Genomic DNA, 25,675 nt, shown 5'->3' with positions numbered 1-25,675 from the left:
ACATTTTGCCTTTTTAAAGTGATTAAATAAAATTCACCGGGTTGACATCAATTGACACATATATTTTTTCTTTTGCAAGTTCTTGACTATCATTTGTAATTTGGTATAACACTTTTTCAACAGCTTTTATATTTTTATATTTTAATAATATTTGGAAATAAAATTTATTATTGATACGTGCAATGGACTTTGCGCTTGGTCCAAGTAGCACGACATCTTTTCCAAGTGATTGTTCTAAAATTTGTTTAATTTGATAGGCACTTTTCAAAGCGGTGGATTCAAAGTGATGTGTAATGGTAATGGTTGTCGTATATACATAAGGTGGGTAATGTCCCATATAACGACTGTACATTTCACGTTTATAAAATTCTTCGTATTGTTGCGTTTGAGCAAGTTGTAACACATAATGTTCTGGATTATATGTTTGAATAATGACTTCACCTGATAGAGTTCCTCGACCAGCACGTCCAGCAACTTGCGTTAATAACTGATATGTTTTTTCAGAGGCTCTAAAATCGGATAGATAAAGTGATGTATCAGCATTAATTACACCAACTAGAGTAATATTTGGAAAGTCTAATCCTTTGGCAATCATTTGTGTTCCTAATAAAATATCTGCTTCTCCTGAGCCAAATATATTTAATAAACGTTCATGTTGCCCTTTTTTACTTGTTGTATCAACATCCATACGTACAACTTTAGCTTGTGGGAATAATTGGTATAAAGCTTCTTCCACACGCTGTGTACCTACACCGTATGAACGCACTTTATCACTAAAACAATTTGGACACTCTGTTGGAATAGATGTATCAAATCCACAATAATGACATTTCATTTTATGTGTATCTTTATGAAGTGTTAAAGAAATATCACAATTTGGACATTGCATGACGTGTCCACAATCTCGACACATTAAAAATGAGGCATAGCCTCTTCGATTTAATAATAAAGCGACTTGTTCCTTTTTTTGCAATCTATCTTCGATTGCTAATTTTAAGATATCTGAAAACAAGTCAAAATTACCGACTTTTTTCTCTGTAGTCATGTCGACAATTTGCACGTGGGGCAATGGTTTATCATTGGCACGTTTTGTTAACGTTAAAAAGGTATAATTTCCTTTTTGTGCTCTAGCGCGTGACTCCAGTGACGGTGTGGCACTGCCTAAAACAACAGGACATTGGTGATATTGTCCTCGCCATATCGCCACATCTCTTGCATGATATTTTACCGTATCCATTTGTTTATAGGTCGTTTCATGCTCCTCGTCTATAATAATAAGTCCAATATTATCAAGCGGTGCAAAAATAGATGATCTAGCTCCAACAACAATATCTGCTTTTTTTTCTTTTGCTTTTAGCCATTCGTCATAACGCTCTCCCTCAGATAATCCAGAATGCAACACAGCCACTCTCTGACCAAAACGACCTTTAAAATGTTTTACCATTTGTGGTGTTAAAGCTATTTCTGGAACAAGTAATAAAGCGGTTCGCCCATTTTGAATAACATCAGAGATTAACTGCAAGTATACTTCCGTCTTACCACTCCCTGTAACACCTTCTAATAAAAATGTCTTTGGTTCACGTTTTAAAATACTTTCTTTTACTTGAGTGTACACAGTTTTTTGTTCTTCATTTAACGTCAAAGGCATTGTTTTTTCAAATGTGATATGCTCATAAGGATTTCTTTCAATCACTTCTTCTGTTATCTCAATCCATCCTTTTTGTTTTGCTGATTGGAGTGTTTTTAATGAAATATTTGCCTCTGCTAATGTTTTAGTAGATACTTTTGAAGATTGACTTAAATAGTCAAGCAACGCTTTTTGTTGATGTGCATTGGCCCTAATTGGAATGCTTTCTATCGGTTTTACTAAGGAAACAAAACGCTGTGTTTTATGTGTAATTTTATCCTCAACAAGATAATGAACAATCACCTTTTCTTCTTTTTTCCATTTTAAAACAGCGTGTGTCATGCCTAAAGATTCAATCATTTTCCAAGAAATTCTTTTTTGTTTCTCAAATAAAGGAGGACAACATGTGTTGTCTATCCATTCCACTTCTTTATGATAATTTGCTTTTAAAAAATTAGGTAGCATGGTTTTATAGCAACTCATTTTAAACGAAAAAACGGTTTGAGATAAATAATCTCCTAAAGCGACTAATTCAGGTGTTAACACAGGTTCGGCATCTAAAATATCAGATATGTATTTTAGTTCATAATCTACTCCAGTGGTATACGTTATATCGACAACAAATCCTTGTACAAATCGAGTACCAAATGGTACTTTGACACGATAACCAATCGAAAGCTGATTTTTTAAATTGTCTGGAATAAGATAGTCATACGCTTGATCTGTTTGACTACTTGACACATCGACAATCACTTTAGCAATTTCATCCATAGCACACCTCTTTTCTTCATCTTCTACATTATACAATAAAAATAATCGAGGTTCAAAAACCTCGATTATTTTACAAAAGGAATACTGTACAAACACCAATGCTAGCACAAAGATAAAAATACCATTTTCTAACTTTATGATGAAACATAATCATTCCTGACAAACCACCTATACCGCCACCAAAAAGAAATAATAGTAACAATATTTTTTCAGAAATTCTATATTTTTTGTACACCGCTTTATATTTATCTATTCCCATTAACAAAAACACAAATAAATTGTAGAAAAAGAATAGCCATAAATGGTACATTATTTAATCACCAAATTAACAAGTTTATTTGGCACAGCTATAACTTTTACAATTTCCTTACCAGAAATGGCTTGCTTCACGTCTTCATGTTCTTTTGCCAATGTTTCCAATATTGTTTTATCTAAATCAACTTCAACAAATTGACGTGCTTTAATTTTACCATTTACTTGGAAAATCACTTCAACAGTATTTTCAACAAGTTCTTTTTCATCATAAAGCGGCCATGCAACATGAGAAATAGACTCTTTACCACCAAGTTTTTCCCATAATTCTTCAGCAATATGTGGTGTAATTGGTGCTAATAATTGAACAAGGCCTCTCATATAGTCTACTGGAAGAGCATCCATTTTATTAGCTTCATTGACAAAGACCATCATTTGTGAAATGGCTGTATTATAATGCATTACAGCATAATCTTCTGTCACTTTTTTCACTGTTTGATGATATACTTTTGTTAATTTACCGTCATTAAACGTTGTCACACGATCTCTTAATTTACCATTGTCATCAATCATCAAACGCCATACTCTATCTAAGAAACGACGAGAGCCTTCAAGACCTGTTTCACTCCATGGTTTTGACGCATCTAAAGGTCCCATAAACATTTCGTATAATCGTAATGTATCTGCACCAAATGTTTTGACAACATCGTCAGGGTTTATGACATTCCCTTTAGATTTTGACATTTTATTGCCGTCAGGTCCTAAAATCATCCCTTGATTAAACACACGTTGGAATGGTTCTGGTGTTGGAACAACACCAATATCGTATAAGAATTTATGCCAGAATCGTGCATACAATAAATGTAATACAGCGTGCTCTGCTCCACCAATATACATATCTACCGGGAACCATTTTTTCAATTTTTCTGGGTCAGCAAGTTGCTCTGTATTGGTTGGATCTACATAACGTAAGAAATACCATGAGCTACCTGCCCATTGAGGCATTGTATTTGTTTCACGACGTCCTTTACGTCCGTTTTCATCAACAATATTTACCCATTCTGTTATATTTGCTAGTGGAGATTCTCCAGTACCACTTGGTTTAATATTATCCGTTTTTGGTAATAACAGTGGTAACTCATCTTCTTTAACCAATGTTGATGTGCCATCTTCCCAATGAATAACAGGAATTGGTTCACCCCAATAACGTTGTCTTGAGAATATCCAGTCTCTTAGTCTAAAGGATGTCACTTGTTTTCCAACTTGATGTTCTTCTAACCACTTAATCGCTTTATCAATACCATCTTGTGTATTCAATCCATTTAAGAAATCAGAATTGATATGAATACCGTCTTGTAAAAATGGCAATGTATCTTCTTGTCCACTTGTTAATACTGGGATAATTGGTAATTCAAATTTTGTAGCAAAATCAAAGTCACGTTGATCATGAGCAGGACACGCCATAATTGCACCTGTTCCATAACCAATCAAAACATAGTCCCCAACCCAAATTGGAATTTCTTGTTGTGTCATTGGATTGATAGCGTAAGCTCCTGTAAAGACACCTGTTTTATCTTTTGCTAAGTCTGTTCTTTCTAAATCAGATTTTAAAGAAACGTCTTGTAAATAAGCATCTACTATTTCTTGTTGTTCAGATGTTGTTATCTGTTTAACAAGTGGATGTTCAGGAGCTAATACAACATATGTTGCACCAAATAATGTATCTGGACGAGTTGTAAATACGTCAAAGGTATGTTTTGTGTTTGCTACACTAAACGTCACTTGTGCACCGTGTGAACGTCCAATCCAATTACGTTGCATTTCTTTTAAATTTTCAGGCCAATCAATTAAATCTAAATCATCAATTAAACGGTCTGCATAAGCAGTAATACGCAATACCCACTGCTTCATTGGTACACGATATACCGGATGTCCACCACGTTCACTTTTTCCGTCGATAACTTCTTCATTAGCTAATACTGTTCCTAAAGCAGGGCACCAGTTTACAAGAATTTCATCTTCATATGCTAAATCTTTTTCACATAATTTTTCAAAAATCCATTGTGTCCATTTATAATAGTTTGGATCTGTTGTGTCTACTTCACGTTCCCAATCATAACTAAACCCTAGCTCTTTTAATTGACGTCTAAAATTCGCAATATTTTTATAAGTAAACTCAGCAGGGTCATTTCCTGTATCAATGGCATATTGCTCTGCGGGTAATCCAAAGGCATCCCAACCGATTGGATGCAAAACATTATAGCCTTGTGCACGCTTAAAGCGAGCTAAAATATCTGTTGCTGTATACCCTTCTGTATGCCCAACATGCAATCCTTGTCCAGACGGATATGGAAACATATCAAGTACATAGAAATATGGTTTATTATCATCTTCTGTTGTTTTAAATGTTTGATGCTCCTGCCAATAATCTTGCCATTTTTTTTCAATATCTTTGTGATTAAAATTCATACATATCTCCTTTATTAGTGATTTGATTGACAACAAAAAGCCCTATATGACTAATATAGCCATATAGGGTAATTATCTATAATTACGGTACCACCTATTTTATACTCATCATGCCGATAACGGTAGCGATCCGACTTTTTCTACATATCAAAAAAGTAACTTATAGGCGAGTTCAAACCGTTTCTTTGTGCTCTTCCACCAACCGAACACTCTCTATCAAAGACGACGTTCTACTACTCCTAATCATCGTTTATCAATCATTTTGTTACATTTTAAGATGAATTACAAAAAATGTCAATTATTTCACTTTTAATGTTTGATTTACATAAATTAAATCAGATGTCAAATGATTTAATGCTTTTAAAGCTTCAACAGTTGTCCCATTATTTTTTGCAATACGGTATAATGTGTCACCTGCTTTGACTTTATGTGTAACACCTATTTCTTGAGTCACATATGTTGTTGTAGATTGACCAGATAATGTCAACACTTGTCCTACACGAATTAACGCAGAATTTAAGCCATTTAAACGCATTAGTTCTGATACTGTTAATCCATTATTTTTCGCAATACGATATAATGTATCACCTTTTTGTACAGTATGTGTAGATTGTGATGACACAGATTTTACAGATTGTTCTACTTTAGTTTCTACTTGTTGTGGTGCACTCTCAACAACAGGTTTAACTGTTTCTGGCTGGGACACTTTTGGTTGGCTTTCAACAACTTGGTTTGATGCTTGTGATGCGGATAAGCGTAACACTTGGTTTACATAAATTAAATGACTTGATAATCCATTTGCCTCTTTAAGTGCTTCAACAGTTGTACCATTATTTTTTGCAATGCGGTATAATGTATCACCTGCTTTAACTGTATATGTTCCACTATTTACTATTGTTACAACCTCTGGTTTTGATACTGTATTTTCTTGTTTGATAACTTCTTTTACAACTGGAGTAGTTGGTTCAGATACTTGACCTGCCACTTTTAATATTTGTCCCACATAAATAGTGTCTGACGTTAAATTGTTTATTGCTTTTAATGTTGCTAGGTCCATACCATATCGACGACAAATCGCCAATAATGTATCGCCTTTTTGAACCACATATTGACCGTTTGCTGAAATATTTGCCAATACATTAACAGAATTTGATGTAGACACTGGTACAGTTGTTTGACTATCGTATCGTGTTAATCCGTATGTTGCGATAATACTATTTAGTTTTGCCGCGTATTTTGTATCCGTCGCATATCGTCCAGTTAACCATTTTGTTGCATCTTGATAAGAATTCGTACGGCTTTTCCATGCACCAGCATAAAATTGACTATTGCCCATTGCACCTGTTCTTAATAATTGAGCGTAATTTTGTAAAGATTCGTAATAAGATGGGTATTTTCTAAAACCAGCATTGATTTGGTACAATTCACCTTTTCCATTATCTTCCATTGTCTTCATTACAACAGATTGTCCATTATAGTGACCTTTAATACCAAATAAATTATAATTTGGTGCCGTAGCTAATCGACTTGTTCCCCAATTACTTTCTAAAATCGCTTGAGCAATCATCACAGAAGCATATAAATCATTTTCTCTAGCAATTTGTTGGGCGTATTGTCCAATAGTATTGATAAAATTTTGCTGTGCTGATTCTGCATGTGCTGTCTGTACACTCGTAATGGCAACACTTGATACCGCAAGTGTTGCCCCTACAGTTGCAGATGCTTGTTTTAATTTACTATTTTTCAACTTTTGTTGTTCATATAAACGCTTTGTTTGTCTTCTTAATAATTTCATGAATAATTCCCTCTCCAAATCTGATTACTTTTGATTATAGAGTATAAAAACCAGTTTTAAAAGAGGGCATGACACAGTGTTGTTTTGATTTAAAATATGTAATCTTTGTGTAATAATATGAATGAAACGGAAATATATTATATAAATAAAAAGGAGTGATTATTTTGTTAGACTCGGCACAACGTTTTAGCCATACCCTACTAACTCAATATGTTAAACCAAATGACTTTGTGATTGATGCCACTATGGGAAATGGACATGATACATTATTTTTAGCGCAACTTGTGGGTAAACAAGGAAAAGTAATTGCTTTAGATATTCAAGAACAAGCATTACAAAATACAACACAATTACTACAAGAACATAGTGCCTTAGATCAATGCGAATTACATTTATTAAATCACGCAAATATCTATCAAGTTTTAAACAATAATATGTCTATTTCAGCCGCTATTTTTAATCTAGGTTATTTGCCAAAGGCTGATAAAACTATTATTACAAATGGAGATACAACACTTCAATCTATCAAACAGATACTTCCACATTTACAAAAAAATGGACTTATCATTTTAGTTTTATACGATGGACATACAGGAGGACTAGAAGAAAAAGAAAGTGTGATAAATTATACTTCTTCACTCCCACAAAAAGAATATCACGTATTACACTATCACTTTTTAAACCAACAAAACAACCCACCACAGCTTATTGCGATACAAAAGCGTTAATATAAAAGGCTTGAAAGTCATAAGAATGTGACTTTCAAGCCTTTTTAAACATGATATCTTAAATAGCTACTTCAGGTTGCTCATTTGTTAAAACAGCAATATCACCTTGTTTACCAAAATATTCTTGCAATAAATCGTTTAAAGCATGAATGGCTTCGTGACAACGTTTTGCTTGATGTTCATTGATTGCTTCCATGATAAAAACAGCATGTTGTGTTTCTTCTGTTAACATCGTTCTTTGTGCTTCACGCCAGTTTAAACTACGGCATACGGCACCCTCATTGTCATAGTAAATCAATTCTTCTGGTAAAGCAGGAGAGTCTTCTTCGGCACCTAAAGGAAAGAATGGTTCGCCACCTTTTGCTTGTCCTAAATGTAAATCACCTTGAATACGGGCAATATCTTCTCCGCCACAAGGGACACCATAAGATAAAGATACACTATTATATAAATCAACTAGTGGGTTAATTGGTGTAAATTCTCTATCTTGACTAACACGTTTTAAAAGAGCCTCAATAGAACTTCTTGCACCTTTTTTTGTTTTAAAAGTGGCAAATGCTTCACGCCATTCTTTTATAACCTCATTTTGTGTAAATGTATCTTCTGTTAAAAATTGTTTTGCTGAAACAGTTGCACTATCTAATTTATTTTTGAAAAAGTCATATTTATCTTCTTTAGCATGATTGTCAATGCCTTTTAGACTTAATACAAATAAACTTCCATTAGGGAAAAGATTAAAAAATTCTTTATCAACAATAACATTCATATACTATTTCTCCTTTTATTTATAAAATAAAGCCAAGCGAAACAATTATCGCTTGGTTTTATTGATTATTTTTCAATAGCACTATCCACGATAACAGCCATTGCTTTTTTCATTTTAATGTCGTGTGTTAACATTTCTGCATTTAACACGTTACGAACAGCATCAATTTCCATACCGTATGTTGCTGCTAATTCTTCGATTTCTTTGTTCATATCATCTTCAGTTGCATCTAAGTTTTCAACTTCTGCTACTTTTTCTAATACTAAGTTTGTTTTCACTTGAACATCCGCATCTTTTTCCATTTGTTTATGTAAATCTGCACGAGTTGTTCCAGTTAATTGATAGTATAATTCTTCTGAAATACCTTGACGTTTCATATTGTTTAAGAAGAAGTCCATTTGACGATGCACTTCTGCGTGTACCATTTCTTCAGGTAATTCAACGATTTCTGCATTGTCAACAGCTTGACGTAATGCTGCATCTTCTACAGCTGTTTGTGCTGCTTCATCTTTTGCTTTTTGTAATGATTCTTGTAATTTATCTTTTAATTCTGCTAATGTTTCAACAGAATCATCAACATCTTTAGCAAACTCATCATCTAAAGCTGGTAATTCTTTTGATTTTACTTCTTTTACAGTTACTTTAAATGTTGCTGGTTGACCTTTTAAGTCTTCTGCGTGATATTCTTCTGGGAATGTCACATTAACTTCTACGTCATCTCCTGCTGATGTACCAACTAATTGATCTTCAAAACCTGGAATGAATGAGTTTGAACCTAATTCTAATGAATGGTTTTCACCTTTTCCACCTGCAAATGCAACACCGTCTTTAAAGCCTTCAAAGTCAATCACAACTGTATCGCCATTTTCTGCTTTACCTTCTTTAACAGATAATTCAGCAAATTGTTCTTGTTTTTTAGCTAATTCATTTTCAACATCTTCAACAGTTACTGTACGATCTTGTTTTTCAACTGTTAAGCCTTTGTAATCACCTAATTTTACTTCAGGTTTTACAACAACTTCTGCTTCAATAACCCAATCTTGTCCTTTTTCAATAGATTTTACATTGATTTTTGGTTGAGCTACTGGGAATAATGCTAATTCTTCAATAGCATTATCATATGCATCTGGTAATAAAATATTTAATGCGTCTTCATATAATGCTTCTTCACCAAATTGTTTGTTGAAAATTGTACGTGGCACTTTACCTTTACGGAATCCTGCAACGTTTAATTTTGGTTGAACACGTTTGAACGCTTTATCCAATCCTTCTTTGATTTTATCTTGAGAAATCTCAAATGTTAGCACACCATTATTTGTGCCTGTTTTTTCCCATTTTGCTGTCATGTTTCTTCCTCCACAAAATATTTCAATACTTTTTTATATTACACTAAAATAGCGTTAAAGTAAATTAGTTTCTTTGTCTGTCTTTGTTTTTGTTTACATCATATATTTTAATTCTTCCAAAATAGTATTATTTTTTAATTTGATATGTGTTCCTTTCATCCCTAAAGACTGAGCTTCTAATAAACCTGCTGATTCTAATTTTCTTAACGCGTTTACGATAACAGATCTCGTAATATTATAATCAGTTGCAATTTTAGATGCTGTGATGCGTACTTCTAAAGTTGAAATGGTACTGAATATACAACGAATTGCTTCCTTTTCACTATACGAAAGACTGCTTATCGCTAAAGAAATTCTCTCTTTCTCTCTAATTTCTTCTTGTTCTTTGTGGTTAATATAGTATAACAATTCTAATCCAACTACCGTTGCACTGTACTCTGCTAAAATTAGATCACTCGTTTCAAACAATTTTCCAATTCGTGCCAAACTAAGATTTCCAAGTCTTTTTCCTGATACAAAAATTGGAATAATGGTCGTCACACCATTACCAAAAATATCCTTATTCTCAACGGGAAAAGCTGTATACGACTCGTCAACTGTGATATTTTCATATGTTTTTGTAATCTTATTTAATTCTTGAATGTAAAAATCAGGAAACTGTCTTTGTTCTAAATAAGCTGTAAAACGTGGGCTATCCATTGTATAAAGTTCATCATAACCTAATATAATACCGTTATTATCCACGATATAAATATTTGAGTCTGTAATACCTGATAAAATTTTAGCCACTCGTTTGAAAGGTAAATCTTTATACGTTTGTGCTATATTTTCGATGTCACTGAAATCACGGTCTGTTTGAAGTAATGTCATCAATTCTCTTAATTTACTTAAAACTTGTTCCACTATCATTCCCCCAACCATTCATTATAAAATATAATGTTTTAATTTATCATCATGTGAAATAACGCCAACTTTTTCTTCAACGTATGCTTGTGTAATGGTAATCGTACCTCCAGGCATATCTGGTGCTTCAAATAGTAAATCTTCTAATAATTTTTCTAAAATAGTATGTAAACGTCTAGCACCAATATTATCCGTTTCATCATTTAATTGATACGCAATCTCTGCCATTTTAGCAATCGCTTCTTGCGTAAAAATCAATTCAATATTTTCTGTTTCTAATAATGCTGTATATTGTTTCAACAATGAATTGTTTGGTTCTTTTAAAATACGTTCAAAATCTTCCTGTGTTAAGTCAACAAGCTCAACACGTATAGGAAAACGTCCTTGTAACTCCGGAATTAAATCCGTTGGTTTTGCCACATGAAAGGCTCCAGATGCAATGAATAAAATATGATCTGTTTTGATAGGACCATATTTAGTCATCACCTGACTTCCTTCAACGATTGGTAAAATATCTCTTTGAACACCTTCTCTTGATACTTGTCCACCATTATCTGATTTTGATGTAATTTTATCGATCTCATCAATAAAAATAATACCTGAAGACTCCGCTAATTTTAATGCTTCTGACTGAATATCATCTTTATTGACCAACTCTTCACTAACTTCTTGAATAAGCAATTCTTTTGCTTCTAAAACCGTTACGGTACGTGTGATTTTCTTACGCGGTGTCATAGAACCAATCATCGACTGCATTGCAGATAGTTGTTCCATAGCAGGCCCGCCACCATAAACTTCTTTTTCACGTTCTAATAATTTTATAGTCACTTCTTTACTATCCAATAAACCATCTTGGATTTGTTTTTCTAACACACGTCTATCTGCTGCAATTTCTGGTGTCACTTCTTCCACTTCTTCATGGTTCGGTATTCCTAATCCTTGGAACATATTTTGAAGAGCACTTAAATCAGAAGATTGTTGTTTCTTTTTGAAAATTCCTGGTTTTAACGCAGCAGCAATACGTTTAATGGCTTCTTTTTCTGCTTTTTGGTAAATACCTTTTTTCTTTTCTTTATCAACTAATTGAATAGCCGCATCTACTAAGTCACGAACCATTGACTCTACATCACGTCCAACATAACCTACTTCTGTAAACTTTGTTGCTTCTACTTTAATAAATGGTGCTTTTACCAATGTTGCTAATCGTCTTGCAATTTCTGTTTTTCCAACACCAGTAGAACCAATCATCATTAAATTTTTGGGTGTCACATCACGTTGCATATCCGCAGATAATTGCAAACGTCTATATCTATTTCTTAATGCAACAGCAACCGCTTTTTTAGCATTATCTTGTCCAATAATATATTTGTCTAATTCTTTAACAATTTCACGGGGTGTTTTTCCCAATGCTTTTACCATTAAGCATTCAACTCCTCTACAATAATATTGTCATTTGTAAATACATCAATTTCTGATGCAATTTTCAAACTTTCATAAGCGATTTGCCCAGCTGAAAGTGTATTGTCCGTTCTCATAAGACCTCTTGCTGCAGCAAGTGCATAATTTCCTCCAGACCCAATCGTTAAAATACCGTCATCAGGTTCAATGACTTCACCTGTACCAGATACCAATAACATTTGTTTATCATTCATCACAATCAATAACGCTTCTAATTTTTGAAGCATACGATCACTACGCCATGATTTTGCTAGCTCAATAGCTGCTCTTTGTAAATTTCCTTTATATTGTTCTAATTTTTCTTCAAATTTTTCTTCTAATGTAATAGCATCTGCAACAGAACCAGCAAATCCTACAACAACTTTATCTTGGTACAAACGACGAATTTTTTTTGCACTGCCTTTCATGATGACACTTTGACCCATTGTCACTTGACCATCTCCAGCCATTGCAAATTGTCCATTTTTACTTACTGCACAAATTGTTGTCATATTATTCTCCTTTATCTTTTCTTTTTGCACGAGGATGAAATTGTTGATAATTTCGATACAAACTTTCTTTTGTAACATGTGTATAAACTTCTGTTGCTTTTAAACTATCATGTCCTAATAACTCTTGAATAGTACGTATATCTGCTCCATTATTTAATAAATGTGTTGCAAATGTATGCCGTAACATATGAGGATGTATATTAAAAGTCAAGCTACTTTTTTTAATGATTTGATTTAAAATATAAGATACACCAGCAGGTGTCAAAGGTTCTCCTAAATGATTTACAAATAACACATCATGTTTTTGTCTTTGCATCAGTGCAGGACGTCCTTTTTCCAAATAGTCTTGCAATGTATCTTCTGCCCACTCTCCAAAAGGAACGTAACGCATTTTTCCACCTTTGCCAAGAATAAAAATAAGTTTTGCACGAAAATCGACATCTTTTAATGTAACAGAAACACATTCACTCACACGTAATCCACAACTATATAATAGTTCTACCAATGCCATATTACGATAATCAAGTGGTTCAGTTCCTTTTGTCGCCTCGATAATTTTTTCCATTTCAGGTTCATAATAAAATTTTGGCAAGCGTTTTTCTCTTTTTTTATAGGTAACATATACAAATGGATTTTCTTCAACATAGTCTAAACTTAATAGATATTGATAAAAAACACGTAAACTCGATAATAAGCGAGAAATACTATTTTTACTATACTCTTGCTCAGTCAAATACGCTAAATAGTACTTAGCATCTCTAATCGTTACATTTAGTATATCTGACTCTTTGTCTTGCTTTAAAAAAGAAACAAATTTTTCAATATCACGTCTATATGCTTGAATTGTCGCAAGGGAATATCTTTTTTCACGCTGTAACATGTCTAAAAAATCCATAATATGTTGTTCCATTAAATCGCCTCCAAAGACCATTATATCTTAATTAGTTAGAATTTTCAAAATTGTTGCATTTTTTTGTACAATTCTGACATATTATACTAAAACGAGGCGAACCACCAATTTGATAGTGTGGTTCGCCTCGTCATTTTCACTCTATAATACTAATATAAGTGAATACAGTTATCATACTGTTCAGGTTGACTTCTATGTGAAATATGAATAATTGTTTGATGAGATAAAGACAGTAAATACTGTTCTATCTCTTTGGAAGATTGCTCATCCATTGCACTTAATGATTCATCTAAAATTAAAATAGGTTTCTTTTGACAGAGTGCTCTTATCAATGCGATTTTTTGTTGTTGACCCCCAGACAATGTACTCTTTTGGTCGAAACGTTCATCTAAACTATCTAGTGTTGGAAAACGGTCTTTTAATCTAAAAATGTCTAGTAAAGAAAGCATGTATTCACTGTCATAACATTGATATAAAGTGATATTATGTAAAATGGTATCGTGAAACATTATTGGTTTTTGTGGTACATAAGCAAAGAAAGATTGTACTTTTTGATAACTCATATTTTGGATTGAAATATTATCTATCAAAATATCTCCTTGTGTATACTCTTTATTTTTCGTTAATAACTCTATCAATGTCGTCTTACCACTACCATTTTTTCCAGTTATAAGATAGTGTTTTCCTTTATCAAATTGAAGTATTTGTTTAGAAAAATCAAGAAGTCTTGTATCATTTAGTTGATACTGTAAATCATGACAAATGATATGATGAAAATCTGATTGTATATTTAAGTTATCTTCATATATCTCTGTTTTCAGAAATGTTTGTTGAATATCTTGTGAAGATTTAATATCAGATAATGAAGATGCGATTAAATTGATAGGATGTACTAACTCTGTTGAAATGGAATAAATTGCCACAATAGTACCAACAGTAATGGCACCACTTAAAACTTGGTACCCTCCTATCCATAAAATCATGATTGTTGTTGCATAAAAAGAAAAACCAATCAGCACATTTCCCATACTACCAATACGTGTTTTGGCATCAATATCTTGACTAATCGCATGATATTTTTTGAATAACTTTTCTTTAAAATGAGCTAGAGAAAAACTATTCTTTATAATAACGACTCCTTCAATAATATCTGATAATTGCACTGTATACTCCGACTTTGTTTTAGAAATAACACTTTGCAATCTTGATAAATGACTTTTCAATACATACGGAATAATAATCGGTAAAAGCGATAATGTTAGTATAAATAATGCCGTCATAAAATCTAATGAAAAAATAGCGATAACCGCAAATAAAAACGACATTAAACCATGCCACAACGATAATTGAGCCTCATAATACAGTTCTTTGATCATTTCAATATCGTTAGAAATGGTTGATATATAGTCACTTCCTAGAGTGTCATGTGGTAAATGTAATAATTGATAAATGGCTTTTTCGTGTAAGTATTCTCCCATACTATTGATGTATTTTTGACGAAAGAGTTGTTGCCCGTATTCTGCTATCAATAAAATTAACGTAGCTCCAACCAATAAAATCACGAAATGATAAAATTGAGATATATTGTGTTCGAGCAGTGTGTCTACAATAAATTTGGTTAACACACTAAAACAAATATTCATCAATGCTACGAAGAATAGACATACTAAACTAAGATAAAAATACTTATTTTTAAATGGCACGATATATCACCTCACAAATATTTTTTGTGCTTAAACCTACACTATTTAATTCTTTTTCCCATGATATGATACATTCTACAGCAGAATTAGTCTTTTTCTTTAAAAGAATATCCTGAAAATTTTTATAAAAATATTGAGTGAAATACTTATCAGGAAAAAATGAACATGGCTTGATAAAACCTTGTTCAGTAATTGTCCATTCTGTTAAACCTGCTCCACAACTTAAGCCTGTTTCAGAAAGATTTTTCAATATTTTTTTAGAACTATTTTCTTCCCATAAAGCTATAGATATATATTTTGAATACTTATGTTGTAATTCCAACATTTTTTGAGACAAAATTTTGTATTCTTTATTTGACAAATACCATTCATTTTCTATTCATATTTTTTACTAGTCAATATATCATCTTTTGTATTCATAAATTTTCCTCCTATATGATAATCCTTATTCTCAACTAACACAAAGTGAATAATCACTGTTTATGTTCATAAAATAAATCTTTAAAATTGATATATCAATCTGTTAATAACGTAAAGTGTGATATTATATGACATCCAATCATCTGGAGGAACGACATGTACATCACACAAAAAAGAAGACGCTAAGAAACATCTTCCTTTCAATCTTATTCAACTGTTCCGAAAACAAGTAATTGGGTTAATTCTTCTGATGATATATTTCCAAAGTATTTTTTCACGTCAATCGTATCAAATACATTTTGAACATGTTCCTTATCAAATTTAGTTCCACGTAATGCTGCTTCTACATCTACAATGTCACCTAAACCAAAGAAATCACCAAAAATTTTAATGTCATCAATGTGTCCATTTGATACATTTAATTTAAATTCGACTAATCCAAATGGGAATTTATGATGACAAGCCATTGAAAATTGTGGAGAATGTCCATAATTCCAGTCCCAATTTCCAAAGCGTTCATCACGAATTTTATAAACACCTTCCCAGTCTTTATCTGTTAGATGGTATTCTTTTACGTCGTCACGTGATGATACACCAAAAATTTCTAATAATAAACTGTCACGAAATTCTTGAGTTGTCATATTTTGATATTGTGCTGATACATAAGGTTTAATGTTTGTAACACGTGAACGAACAGATTTAATACCTTTAGATTCAATTTTTTCTTTTCTTGGCTTTAATGCTTTCGTGACAGCATCTAAATCAGCATCAAACAAAATTGTACCATGAGCTGTCATACGACCATTTTTAGCGTACATAGCATTTCCAGAAAATTTCTTTCCGTCAATCAACAAATCATTTCTACCTTGTAACTCTGCCCCAGAAACACCCATTTTATGAAGTGCGTCAATAACAGGTTTTGTAAATTTGCCAAAATCTCTAAAAGAACCATCATCATCTTTAATAAAACAAAAAGAAAAATTACCTAAATCATGATAAACAGCTCCTCCACCGGACATACGGCGAACGACGTGAATACCTTTTTCATCAATATACGACTGATTAACTTCTTCAGCTGTATTTTGATTACGCCCAATAATAATAGACGGTTCATTGATATAAAATAATAAAATCGGTTCATCTACTAACTTATTTTCTACTAAATATGTTTCTAAAGCAATATTGACACGTGGATCTGTAATCTCTTTATTATCTACAAAATACATGACATATCCTCCTTTAAATTTCGTATGTATCAAAATCTTTTGCTAAATAAACTGGAATATGTTCAACCATTTCTTCTGCTTGTTGTTTTAAAACGCTTTGATAATTCACAGGTAAATGCGTTAAAACCAATTGCTTAACATTCGCTAAATCTGCAATCTTTCCGACTTCTCCTGCTGTCATATGCACGGTACTATTTTCTGAACCATTCATAAACATTGCATCTGCAAGTAATAAATCTGCATCTTTTGCAAAAGTAATAAAGTCTGCTAAATACCCAGAATCTGCTGTAAAAACAAATACTTTTTTAGTGTTTTTATCTTCAACCCTTATCCCATAACACACAACTGGATGAATGGTTTTTAAAAATGTTATTTTAAAAGGACCTACTCTTAAAATTTCCTCTGGATTATAAACAATTCCCTCACTCACATTTTGCATCGTCAATTTAGAAAATTCTTCTGAATGCTGATGTCCATAAATTTTTAATATTTTTTTAGGCAAATGTTCTAGTGCAGGCTTTAATTGATAAGCATATTGCAACACACCTAAGTCTGCAATATGATCTGCATGGTAATGCGTAATCAGCAATGCATCAATATCTGTCGGTTCCATAATAGAAGCAAGATGTTGAAAAGCGCCACTTCCAATGTCGACAAGTAATTTAAATCCGTCTGCCTCTAATAAATAAGACGATGTTGCTTGTGTCGGTGTTGGATAGGCTCCCATACAACCTAAAATGGTTAATTTCATAGCAACCTCCTAAAATAGACTTAACAAAAGCACATATAATGTATATAAACTTGATAAATAATTTTTACTTTTTCCAGTATTTAAATAATGTTTATTTTTAAACATAAATTGTATAAATAATCCAACAATACCAACTAGTAAAACATCAAATAATATATTCGTTAATGCCACTCTTCCTATTGCAAAAGGAAATGCAGCCATACCAATAAGCCCTGCAATAGATAAATAACGTAATAAATTTTTTGGTAAAGCAACCATTCCATATTTAACAATGTCTAGTTTCTCTGATTCTGCGTAATATACTAAAAGTCCACTAACAAGAGGTAAAATGGCTACAAATAAATTCATAGTAATTAAATTTACTTGAATAAATGAAGCTAAAATCGTTACGACCAATCCTTTTAAAAATACTTGTAATATGATGTAATAAATCGTACCTTTTAACTTGAACGGTGCATACATCAAATGCGTACTTACAACGTATAAAAATGCAAGTATTGTAAAAATAATATTCGTTATATAATACAGTAATACTAAAAAAATAAGAATAATTAGCTCAAACATATATAAGGGTTGCCATTTTACATAGCCACGCTTAGATACATTGATAAATAAATATTGCTCAATAAATTGCATCATTAACATAAAGAAATAAAAAACAATAGCTCCCACTAAATTCAAAGGATTACCTTTAGAACCAAATGATGTTCCAAATAAAATCAATGTTAATGGCATAATAAACAATTTTATAACTGGATGACTTGCAAAATATTTAAGTTGCTTTATAAATGTATTTAAATCCATATCATTACCCTAACCTTTATAAAATATGAATACAACATGTACCCAAATTACATTATATGAGAAAACCCTTAATATATCAAGTTTTCTACTTTTAGACACAAAAATAAACACAAATAACTATAAATAGGGGGACCCTATTTATAGTTATTTGTTATTTCATTCTAACGACTTCTACTTTGTATCCGTCTGGATCAATAATAAAATAATAAGATGGTGGTATACCTGGTAATCCTTTTAAGTCTGTTACATTATAGCCAGCATTTTTTTGTTGTTCATGTAGTGCTTCAAGATCTTCTACAGCAATTGCAATATGACCATATCCTGTTCCCAACTCATACGCACCATGTCCATAATTATAAGTTAATTCTAATTCATAATCACTTTCAGGCAATGTTAAATAAGCTAGTGTAAATTGATTTTCTGGAAAATCTCTTAATCGAGACACTTTAAAATCAAATGCTTCTGTATAAAATTTAATAGATTCTTCTAAATTTTTGACACGATAGCACGTATGTACCATTTGTTGTTTCATTTATATTATCCCTCACAATATTAATTGATAAAATATTTTTTTGTCACATCTAAAGCGTTTGATTCAATAATAAGATTTGCGTGTTCATTTAAAAATACTTGTGATACTTTTGCCATTTCTCCGTATTCTAATGCTATGTGCAACACATGTTGACGCTCATTTGCTGTTGAGCATGTTATAACCCAATAATATTCTCCATTATAATCATATAAATGATTTTCTAAATGTTCCACTTTTATATATTTGGCAAAAGAAACAAAATCAGCAATTTTTTCAAATACAAAAACAAGTGATTTAGTAGATTCTTTTTTTAATTCTTCTTTTTCAAACAGTTGTTTTTGAGATATTGCTTTTTCTTTTTTTTCTTCATTTGATTCTTGTTCTAAATATTGAATCATTTTATCAAGCGGGTTATTACTATCAAAATCAATATCTTGAATAGATGCTTTTAAGTGCTCTTTAAAATTATCGACCATTCCTTTTGTAATATATAAGTCAAAACCGTCTCTTTTAGGCACTACTTGAAATGTCACAGAATCAATACCTTCAAATTCATGACGCATACCAACTTCATCCAAAATGCTATAAAAGAATGTTTCAACTTTCTTTTGACTTCCTAATAAGTCAAAAAATGTAATACCTCGTTCTTCTAAATCAGACTTAGCAATCATCACTTTTATTGTATTTTCATTTATGTGTTCCATTTTCATTCGTATCACCTCTTTTATATAAATTATAATGAATATTTTATAACAATTTCATTATTTGTAAAGTAAGATATATCTATTCTTTAAACATTATTTCTTGATAGACATCATCTTTTTCAAAAAGTGCCACAACATACGGGCATGTTGGAATAATTTTTAACTGTTCTTCCTTAGCGTATGCAACAACTGTATCTACCAATTTTTTAGCAATGCCTTGTCCTCTTAATGTTTCTGATACATATGTATGATTAACATCAATCACATTATCTTTCACAAAAGCATATGTTATTTCTCCTAATAACTGTCCGTCAACTTCATAAACAAAACTATTTCCTTTTTTTACAAATTCCATTATAAATCCTCCAATACTTTCTCTTTTTACAAATGGGGCATGTTCTATACCTTGTCGTATAAATAGTATAACATTTTATACACACTTTTTGATGAAATATGCTCTTTTTCTTTCTTTTATATAAAAGAAATACATATATACAAAAAATGACTAATCCTATAAATATCATCTTCTATCTTCCATTTCCTTTTTATAGTCAAGTACTCGTTGCTGACAATCTTCTGCTTGTATGATGTCTTGAATCATATTAATAAAATTGTTTAATGGTTCCTCTTTAAAAAATTGACTATTTTTTAAACAATCTAAAATTAATTTTTTAAAATTGTATGTATTCTCTTTTCCAATCAATCTGATACCAATAAAGGCAATACATTCTTTATCTTGATGGTACACAAATTGATTGATATTCCATAAAATAAAATGAGTATCTATATAGTCATGTTCTAATTGTTTTAATATATTCACTACTTGAAAAAGAACATCAAAAAACATATATGTAGAAACACCTTGAGATAAATATGTTTTTAATGAAATACAGTTTACATATTCTCCAGTATATTCTTTTTGTGACAGTTGGTTCATAGATAAAACTGGAGCAGCTGTTGAAAAGAAAACATATTCTTCAAGAGGTTCTAATATTAGTGTTAGATATACTCGATTTTGTTTTTCAGTTATTTTAAAAGTAGCCATCTAATTTCCTCCATAGTGTTAAACGCTCTATTGTAGTATGATTGTGATGTTGTATATATTGATACATTTCTTCGCTTAATCCATGATAATCAATAACGACTATTTTTTTGTATTCTCTTAGACAATATTTAAAATAAGGCACAATACTAACAGCATGCTTTTGTAAAGAAAAACACTGTGGTAACTTTTCTTTAACAATACCAGCTGTATAGTCTACCACACTTTGATTATCATAAAAGGTTAAAACAAGATGTTTACGATAAATAATAAATATTTTTTCGTACACACTGGCAAATGCAAAACGATATCTATAATCGTTTTGTACAATGTAGTGTTCATGAAAGTCATCTATTTTATCTTTATTGGTACATTCCGCACATAGCCATTGTTTTTTATTTTGTGAAAAAGAAAAGATATCTATTTTCTCGTATATTCTTTTTTGGCATATAAGACACAACATTATAAAATCAATCCTCTCTCCTTTGCGAGTTTATTCATATGTTCTATCTCTTTTATCGCTTTTTTTAAATATCGTGATGCACCATTATGTAAAAAATATACAAGACCACTTGGTGCATCAACTGTTCGTCCAACTCTACCGGCAATTTGCACAAGACTAGCTGTTGTGAATATTGGTTGGTGTGCATCTACAACAATGACATGAATATGTTTAAAGGTCACACCTCGTTCTAAAATGGTTGTGGTCAACAAACAGTCGTATTGATTGTCACGCATGGATTGGATTTTTTCATAGCGATGACTGTCTTGTGCATGTACGGATGCAATAGCTAAATTGGGATATGCTTTTTTTAACTGTTTTTCTAAAACATGCATATCGTCAATATTGGGCAAAAAGACGAGAAATGGTTGATTTTTATTTATAAATTGATGCAAAATAGAAAACAATACTTTAGGTTTTTTCTTCCAAAATCCAATATACATACTTTTTGGCACAACAAGTGGGTGCTTATGATACCTTGCGGGTAATGTCACGCAAGATAAGGTTCCTTTTTTTATTTTTTTAAGTTGATCTTTACTAGGTGTTGCTGTTAACAAAATTAAACTACTTTTTTCTTTTAATACTTTCTCAATACGATTGGTTAATATAGGATTATTGCTAAAAGGAAATGAATCTACTTCATCAATAAACAATAAATCAAACGCATGTTTAAATCGCAATAATTGATGTGTGGTACAAATCACCAATTTGCTATAACGATAAGATTCGGAATTTGCTCCGTATAAAACAGCAATATTTTCATCAGGAAAAACTTTTTTTAAGCGAAGAGATAATTCAATACATACATCTACTCTAGGTGCAGATAAACAAACTCTCCCACCCTCCTCAAGAATACGATGAATACCGTTATAAATCATTTCTGTTTTTCCTGCACCTGTTACAGCATAGACGAGTAATTGTTCATTGGATAGTGCTGCTTGCTCAATACGTTTAGATAGTTTTTCTTGTTCATTGGACAAGGTACCCTTAAAATCAAAGACAACATGTCTATGTTTATTTTTTGGTTCTGGATAAGAAACAAGATAGTCGCACTCTTTTAATAGACCTAAATTTATACAAGAAACACAATAACCACAAAATTGCAGACATATTGAACAAGGTGTTTGATACTTAATAGGCATATCACAGCGACAGCATTTTCGATTAGACACAGCTGGTATACAAATAAAAGACTTGAATTGAGATAAATCTTTCTTTTTTATAACTATCTCACGTCCATAAGCATTTTCTTTCATATTTATCACCTATTGATAATATATGCCATTTATGACAAAATCTTTGTTCTACAATAAAAAGGCTGTATAATTTTTAGGGTTGATGGCATAAGCCAGCAACCCTAATTTTATGTAGACAAAAAGGCAATTTTCTCTTAAATTAAAAGTACCACCAAATAATAAGGAGAAATTGCCTATGTCTAATATAACAGAAATCTTACTACAATTAAAGGATAAAAACATCACATTTGATCATGAAAACGTATCAGAGTGTGACATTCGACATAAAAAATCATTAGTCTTATACGGTAAATTAACCTATACACCAGATTGTTGCCCAAATTGTCACACAACCAATGGCATTGTAAAAAATGGGACACGTCAATCACGACTGTCTTTATGCCAAATTTCAGGACTAAACGCCTATTTATCACTCACTAAACAACGTTTTTATTGTAAATCCTGTCAATCATCATTTACAGCTGAAACACCTATTGTGGATAAGCATTGTTTTATCACGAACCGTTTAAAACAAAAGATAATGGACACTTTAACAGAAACCATTTCAGAAACCTACATCGCTAAACAACACAATGTATCTGTACATACGGTCAGACGTATTGTGGATAAGGTCGCCTCTACTTTAAAAGTAAATCACAACACGCAATTACCTCATCATCTATGTTTTGATGAATTCAAGTCAGTAAAATCTTCTGATAGTGCCATGAGTTTTATCTATTGTGATGCACTGACTCATCAACTGATTGACGTTGTACACGACCGTAAATCCAGCACGCTATTAGACTACTTTGCTAGATACGATACCCAGACAAGAAAAGCTGTTAAAACAATTACGATTGATATGTTTCGCCCCTATATTCAGATATCCAAGCAAGTATTTCCTAATGCACATGTCATTATCGACCCTTTTCATATTGTACAAGCATTAAATCGTGAATTAACGAAACATAGAGTGCATGTAATGAAAGCTTTACATCAGAATAATCGCCGTTTATACAACAAAATGAAACGTTATTGGAAGTTGTTTTTAAGTAACACAGATACACTAAGTAGTTATCCTTATCACCGTTTTCCACTGTTTGATTGGATGACGCATACACAAGGGATAGTCGATTATTTATTGGAACAAGTCCCAGAACTAAGAGCCACATACGATGTCGTTCATCAATTAAGAGATGCTTTACATAATAGAGATTTTGACCGATTTGAAGAAATACTCATATGGGCTAAACAGGAAGCTATTTCTCCTGGTTTACGTAGAGTATTAAGAACTTTCAAAGGGTATTTACCCTATATTAAAAACACCTTTATCTACCATCATTTGACTAACGGTGCACTTGAAGGTATCAATCATAAAATTAAAGTACTTAAGAGAAATGCCTATGGTTATCGTAACTTTTCACATTTTAGAAATCGTATTTTATTAATGTGTAAGTTATATGTACCATATACCGTACCATCTACTTCACTAGTTGCTTAATAGTTTAAGTCAAAAGTGATGTACGAATAGCTCCTTCCCCGCACAACGTAGGGGAAGAGACATGTATCGTGTACATTTTGGTGAGCCGTACATCACTTTGTGACTTAAAATAAAAAGATAGTGACGTAACATTTGTGACATCACTACCTTTTATGAGTCATCAACCCTATTTGACATAGAGCCAATAAAAAAAGTCAATATTTTTATGTATTTTATCATTATCAATAGTAGAAAAAACAGGTAGTGAATGGTATTAGTCATTCACTACCTGTTTTACCAATAGCATTATTAAAAAATAGAATAACGTTGTCTAGCTATTCTTCTATTGCATTGATATATATAAAGACAGAGTGTTAATATTATCCAAATAGATAGATTGATAAAAATACTTATTACATCTAACTGATTGGTATAAATCATATTTGTAATAGTACTAAAAGGAAGTACATTACTACATAATTGCCATAAAGGTGGATAAGTCGATACAGCACCAACAGATCCTCCTAAAAGCACAATCATACTCGCAACTATATTTGTCCAAAAATATGGATTGTGATATGTCCAAGATAAACAGCTTGCAAATAAACCAAGCACAATACCCGAAACAATACAAAAAGGTGCCAATATTAAAATATAGTATAGAGAAACAATATTTAAACTAGCAAATAATACACCATTTATCACTGCTAATAAATATGCTCCAAAAAAACAAATCAGAAATTGATTTCCCCAATAATAAAAAGAAAATGGGTGATGTACAATGACATATTTATCAATCCCTCTATTCATATTTCCAATAAAGAGTTTGGATACCATATATACAGCCATCGTCCCACTTGATAACACAATGGAAACCGTCATGATTTTAGATGATAATTGATAATTATAGTCTTGCATAATCAGTACCATTAAAAAGGCTTGGAACATTGGTATAATAATGAAGTGAAGCAAAAATGTTCGTAAATGATTAAAATAAGAAAGTGATGTAAGTACAATTTTCATAAGCTTCCCCCAAATTGACCGAATTGTTTTGCTTTTTTGATTAAATAATGAGTTGTATAAAAGCTAATACCAAGCATAATGACAATACTGACAAGGCATTTTAATAAATTGATCCCTGTTAATACTTCTTCTTTTAATAACCAACCAATAGGCATTGAAATTGGTATAATCCACTGCATAATTTGTTTTAAGGGCATAAATAATGTAGGAACAGTGAATAAACCTGATAGTAATAGTATCGGTAAAGAAATCAATTCTTCATAAATAATGGCATTCTTTGTTAAAACAAATACAGAAGCAATGCATAAATCTAAAACAGTTGCACCAAACCAAAGTAAGATTATGAATAATATATCAATTAAAGTAATAACTGGCAAAAATCCTAAAAAAATAGATAATAAAAAAGCAATAGGAAAACTTAATAATCCAAATAAAGCTGCTGGCATAACCAGTGCAACTAAGGAAATATAGTCATCTAGTGGATTATTGATTAAATACACGAATGTTCCTTGCCATTTTTGCATACCTACAACTCCTGCTGCTGTTGTTCCAGATGCCCATAATCCAAAAATTCCTGCTCTTAGCCAAGCAACTTGGTTAACTGTTTCATGTTGAGAATATGCTGCTAAATATTGAAATAAAATCAATGTTGTTGTGCTGGATAAAACCGTCATTAAAAAATAACTATTTTTGCTATACAGTTTTAAATGAAATATAACTAATGATAAAAAACGCAT

General features: G+C 31.7%; 25 protein-coding genes and 1 other annotated feature. Of the genes, 2 read left to right on the top strand and 23 right to left on the bottom strand.

The features are described from left to right. Positions 1 to 22: 22 nt before the first annotated feature. The 4 genes from priA to H1220_03715 all read right to left on the bottom strand — a co-directional run bounded on the left by priA (position 23) and on the right by H1220_03715 (position 6,914). Positions 23 to 2,398: a primosomal protein N' gene (gene priA, locus H1220_03730; protein QMI86467.1), complete on the bottom strand. Its 2,376-nt coding sequence runs from the start codon at positions 2,396 to 2,398 to the stop codon at positions 23 to 25. Positions 2,399 to 2,468: 70 nt separating this feature from the next. Beyond that, a complete protein-coding gene (locus tag H1220_03725; protein ID QMI86466.1) occupies positions 2,469 to 2,708 on the bottom strand; it encodes a DUF1294 domain-containing protein in 240 nt (79 codons plus the stop codon). Beyond that, on the bottom strand, positions 2,708 to 5,119 hold the full coding sequence (locus H1220_03720) for a leucine--tRNA ligase (GenBank protein QMI86465.1): 2,412 nt from the start codon (positions 5,117 to 5,119) through the stop codon (positions 2,708 to 2,710). The genes H1220_03725 and H1220_03720 overlap by 1 nt, the downstream gene beginning before the upstream one ends. A gap of 61 nt (positions 5,120 to 5,180) precedes the next feature. Further along, positions 5,181 to 5,375 (bottom strand) — a binding site (T-box leader). Between the two features lie 42 nt (positions 5,376 to 5,417). Beyond that, a complete protein-coding gene (locus tag H1220_03715; GenBank protein ID QMI86464.1) occupies positions 5,418 to 6,914 on the bottom strand; it encodes a LysM peptidoglycan-binding domain-containing protein in 1,497 nt (498 codons plus the stop codon). Positions 6,915 to 7,078: 164 nt separating this feature from the next. On the opposite strand from H1220_03715, the gene H1220_03710 reads away from it, so the two are divergent. Continuing rightward, positions 7,079 to 7,642 (top strand): class I SAM-dependent methyltransferase, encoded by a 564-nt coding sequence (locus H1220_03710; protein ID QMI86463.1) that lies wholly within the window; start codon positions 7,079 to 7,081, stop codon positions 7,640 to 7,642. Between the two features lie 58 nt (positions 7,643 to 7,700). On the opposite strand, the gene H1220_03705 is transcribed toward H1220_03710, so the two are convergent. From H1220_03705 to H1220_03625, 17 genes are all read right to left on the bottom strand, one after another. After that, a complete protein-coding gene (locus H1220_03705; GenBank protein QMI86462.1) occupies positions 7,701 to 8,408 on the bottom strand; it encodes a hypothetical protein in 708 nt (235 codons plus the stop codon). A 65-nt stretch (positions 8,409 to 8,473) separates the two neighbouring features. Next, positions 8,474 to 9,754, bottom strand: coding sequence for a trigger factor (locus tag H1220_03700; protein QMI86461.1), 1,281 nt, complete (start codon positions 9,752 to 9,754; stop codon positions 8,474 to 8,476). Positions 9,755 to 9,847: 93 nt separating this feature from the next. Beyond that, a complete protein-coding gene (gene codY / locus H1220_03695; GenBank protein ID QMI86460.1) occupies positions 9,848 to 10,663 on the bottom strand; it encodes a GTP-sensing pleiotropic transcriptional regulator CodY in 816 nt (271 codons plus the stop codon). 15 nt (positions 10,664 to 10,678) lie between these two features. Continuing rightward, on the bottom strand, positions 10,679 to 12,076 hold the full coding sequence (gene hslU / locus H1220_03690) for an ATP-dependent protease ATPase subunit HslU (GenBank protein QMI86459.1): 1,398 nt from the start codon (positions 12,074 to 12,076) through the stop codon (positions 10,679 to 10,681). After that, positions 12,076 to 12,621, bottom strand: coding sequence for an HslU--HslV peptidase proteolytic subunit (gene hslV, locus H1220_03685; protein QMI86643.1), 546 nt, complete (start codon positions 12,619 to 12,621; stop codon positions 12,076 to 12,078). Before hslV ends, hslU begins: the two co-directional genes overlap by 1 nt. Next, positions 12,608 to 13,516, bottom strand: coding sequence for a tyrosine recombinase XerC (gene xerC / locus H1220_03680; protein ID QMI86458.1), 909 nt, complete (start codon positions 13,514 to 13,516; stop codon positions 12,608 to 12,610). Before xerC ends, hslV begins: the two co-directional genes overlap by 14 nt. Positions 13,517 to 13,665: 149 nt before the next feature. After that, positions 13,666 to 15,219, bottom strand: coding sequence for an ABC transporter ATP-binding protein (locus tag H1220_03675; protein QMI86457.1), 1,554 nt, complete (start codon positions 15,217 to 15,219; stop codon positions 13,666 to 13,668). Next, positions 15,209 to 15,544, bottom strand: a complete 336-nt coding sequence (locus H1220_03670) for a hypothetical protein (GenBank protein ID QMI86456.1) — start codon at positions 15,542 to 15,544, stop codon at positions 15,209 to 15,211. Before H1220_03670 ends, H1220_03675 begins: the two co-directional genes overlap by 11 nt. A gap of 301 nt (positions 15,545 to 15,845) precedes the next feature. Continuing rightward, on the bottom strand, positions 15,846 to 16,865 hold the full coding sequence (locus H1220_03665) for a lipoate--protein ligase (protein ID QMI86455.1): 1,020 nt from the start codon (positions 16,863 to 16,865) through the stop codon (positions 15,846 to 15,848). A gap of 13 nt (positions 16,866 to 16,878) precedes the next feature. After that, the gene (locus H1220_03660; protein ID QMI86454.1) at positions 16,879 to 17,616 is read right to left on the bottom strand and encodes an MBL fold metallo-hydrolase; all 738 of its coding nucleotides are present in this window, start codon (positions 17,614 to 17,616) and stop codon (positions 16,879 to 16,881) included. Positions 17,617 to 17,625: 9 nt separating this feature from the next. After that, positions 17,626 to 18,420, bottom strand: a complete 795-nt coding sequence (locus H1220_03655) for a hypothetical protein (GenBank protein ID QMI86453.1) — start codon at positions 18,418 to 18,420, stop codon at positions 17,626 to 17,628. A gap of 151 nt (positions 18,421 to 18,571) precedes the next feature. Continuing rightward, positions 18,572 to 18,952 (bottom strand): VOC family protein, encoded by a 381-nt coding sequence (locus H1220_03650; protein QMI86452.1) that lies wholly within the window; start codon positions 18,950 to 18,952, stop codon positions 18,572 to 18,574. A 20-nt stretch (positions 18,953 to 18,972) separates the two neighbouring features. Beyond that, entirely contained in the window at positions 18,973 to 19,662 is a 690-nt protein-coding gene (locus tag H1220_03645; GenBank protein ID QMI86451.1) for an adaptor protein MecA, read from the bottom strand. A gap of 73 nt (positions 19,663 to 19,735) precedes the next feature. After that, on the bottom strand, positions 19,736 to 20,011 hold the full coding sequence (locus tag H1220_03640) for an N-acetyltransferase (protein ID QMI86450.1): 276 nt from the start codon (positions 20,009 to 20,011) through the stop codon (positions 19,736 to 19,738). Between the two features lie 165 nt (positions 20,012 to 20,176). Next, positions 20,177 to 20,701: a hypothetical protein gene (locus tag H1220_03635; protein QMI86449.1), complete on the bottom strand. Its 525-nt coding sequence runs from the start codon at positions 20,699 to 20,701 to the stop codon at positions 20,177 to 20,179. Continuing rightward, positions 20,688 to 20,987: a hypothetical protein gene (locus H1220_03630; protein ID QMI86448.1), complete on the bottom strand. Its 300-nt coding sequence runs from the start codon at positions 20,985 to 20,987 to the stop codon at positions 20,688 to 20,690. Before H1220_03630 ends, H1220_03635 begins: the two co-directional genes overlap by 14 nt. Positions 20,988 to 21,160: 173 nt before the next feature. Beyond that, complete coding sequence (locus H1220_03625) at positions 21,161 to 22,456, bottom strand: DEAD/DEAH box helicase family protein (GenBank protein QMI86447.1); 1,296 nt, start codon at positions 22,454 to 22,456, stop codon at positions 21,161 to 21,163. Positions 22,457 to 22,631: 175 nt separating this feature from the next. Here H1220_03625 and H1220_03620 point away from each other — a divergent pair, with 175 nt between their 5' ends. Then, positions 22,632 to 23,936, top strand: coding sequence for an ISL3 family transposase (locus H1220_03620; GenBank protein ID QMI86446.1), 1,305 nt, complete (start codon positions 22,632 to 22,634; stop codon positions 23,934 to 23,936). A gap of 288 nt (positions 23,937 to 24,224) precedes the next feature. Here the strand turns inward: H1220_03620 and H1220_03615 are convergent, their stop codons facing one another. Continuing rightward, positions 24,225 to 24,938, bottom strand: a complete 714-nt coding sequence (locus H1220_03615; GenBank protein QMI86445.1) for a hypothetical protein — start codon at positions 24,936 to 24,938, stop codon at positions 24,225 to 24,227. Then, complete coding sequence (locus tag H1220_03610) at positions 24,935 to 25,675, bottom strand: multidrug ABC transporter permease (protein QMI86444.1); 741 nt, start codon at positions 25,673 to 25,675, stop codon at positions 24,935 to 24,937. The genes H1220_03615 and H1220_03610 overlap by 4 nt, the downstream gene beginning before the upstream one ends.

This window comes from Carnobacteriaceae bacterium zg-84 (genome assembly GCA_013874835.1).
Classification (GTDB): domain Bacteria; phylum Bacillota; class Bacilli; order Lactobacillales; family Aerococcaceae; genus WM01.
This window is presented reverse-complemented; position numbering and strand designations above follow the sequence as displayed.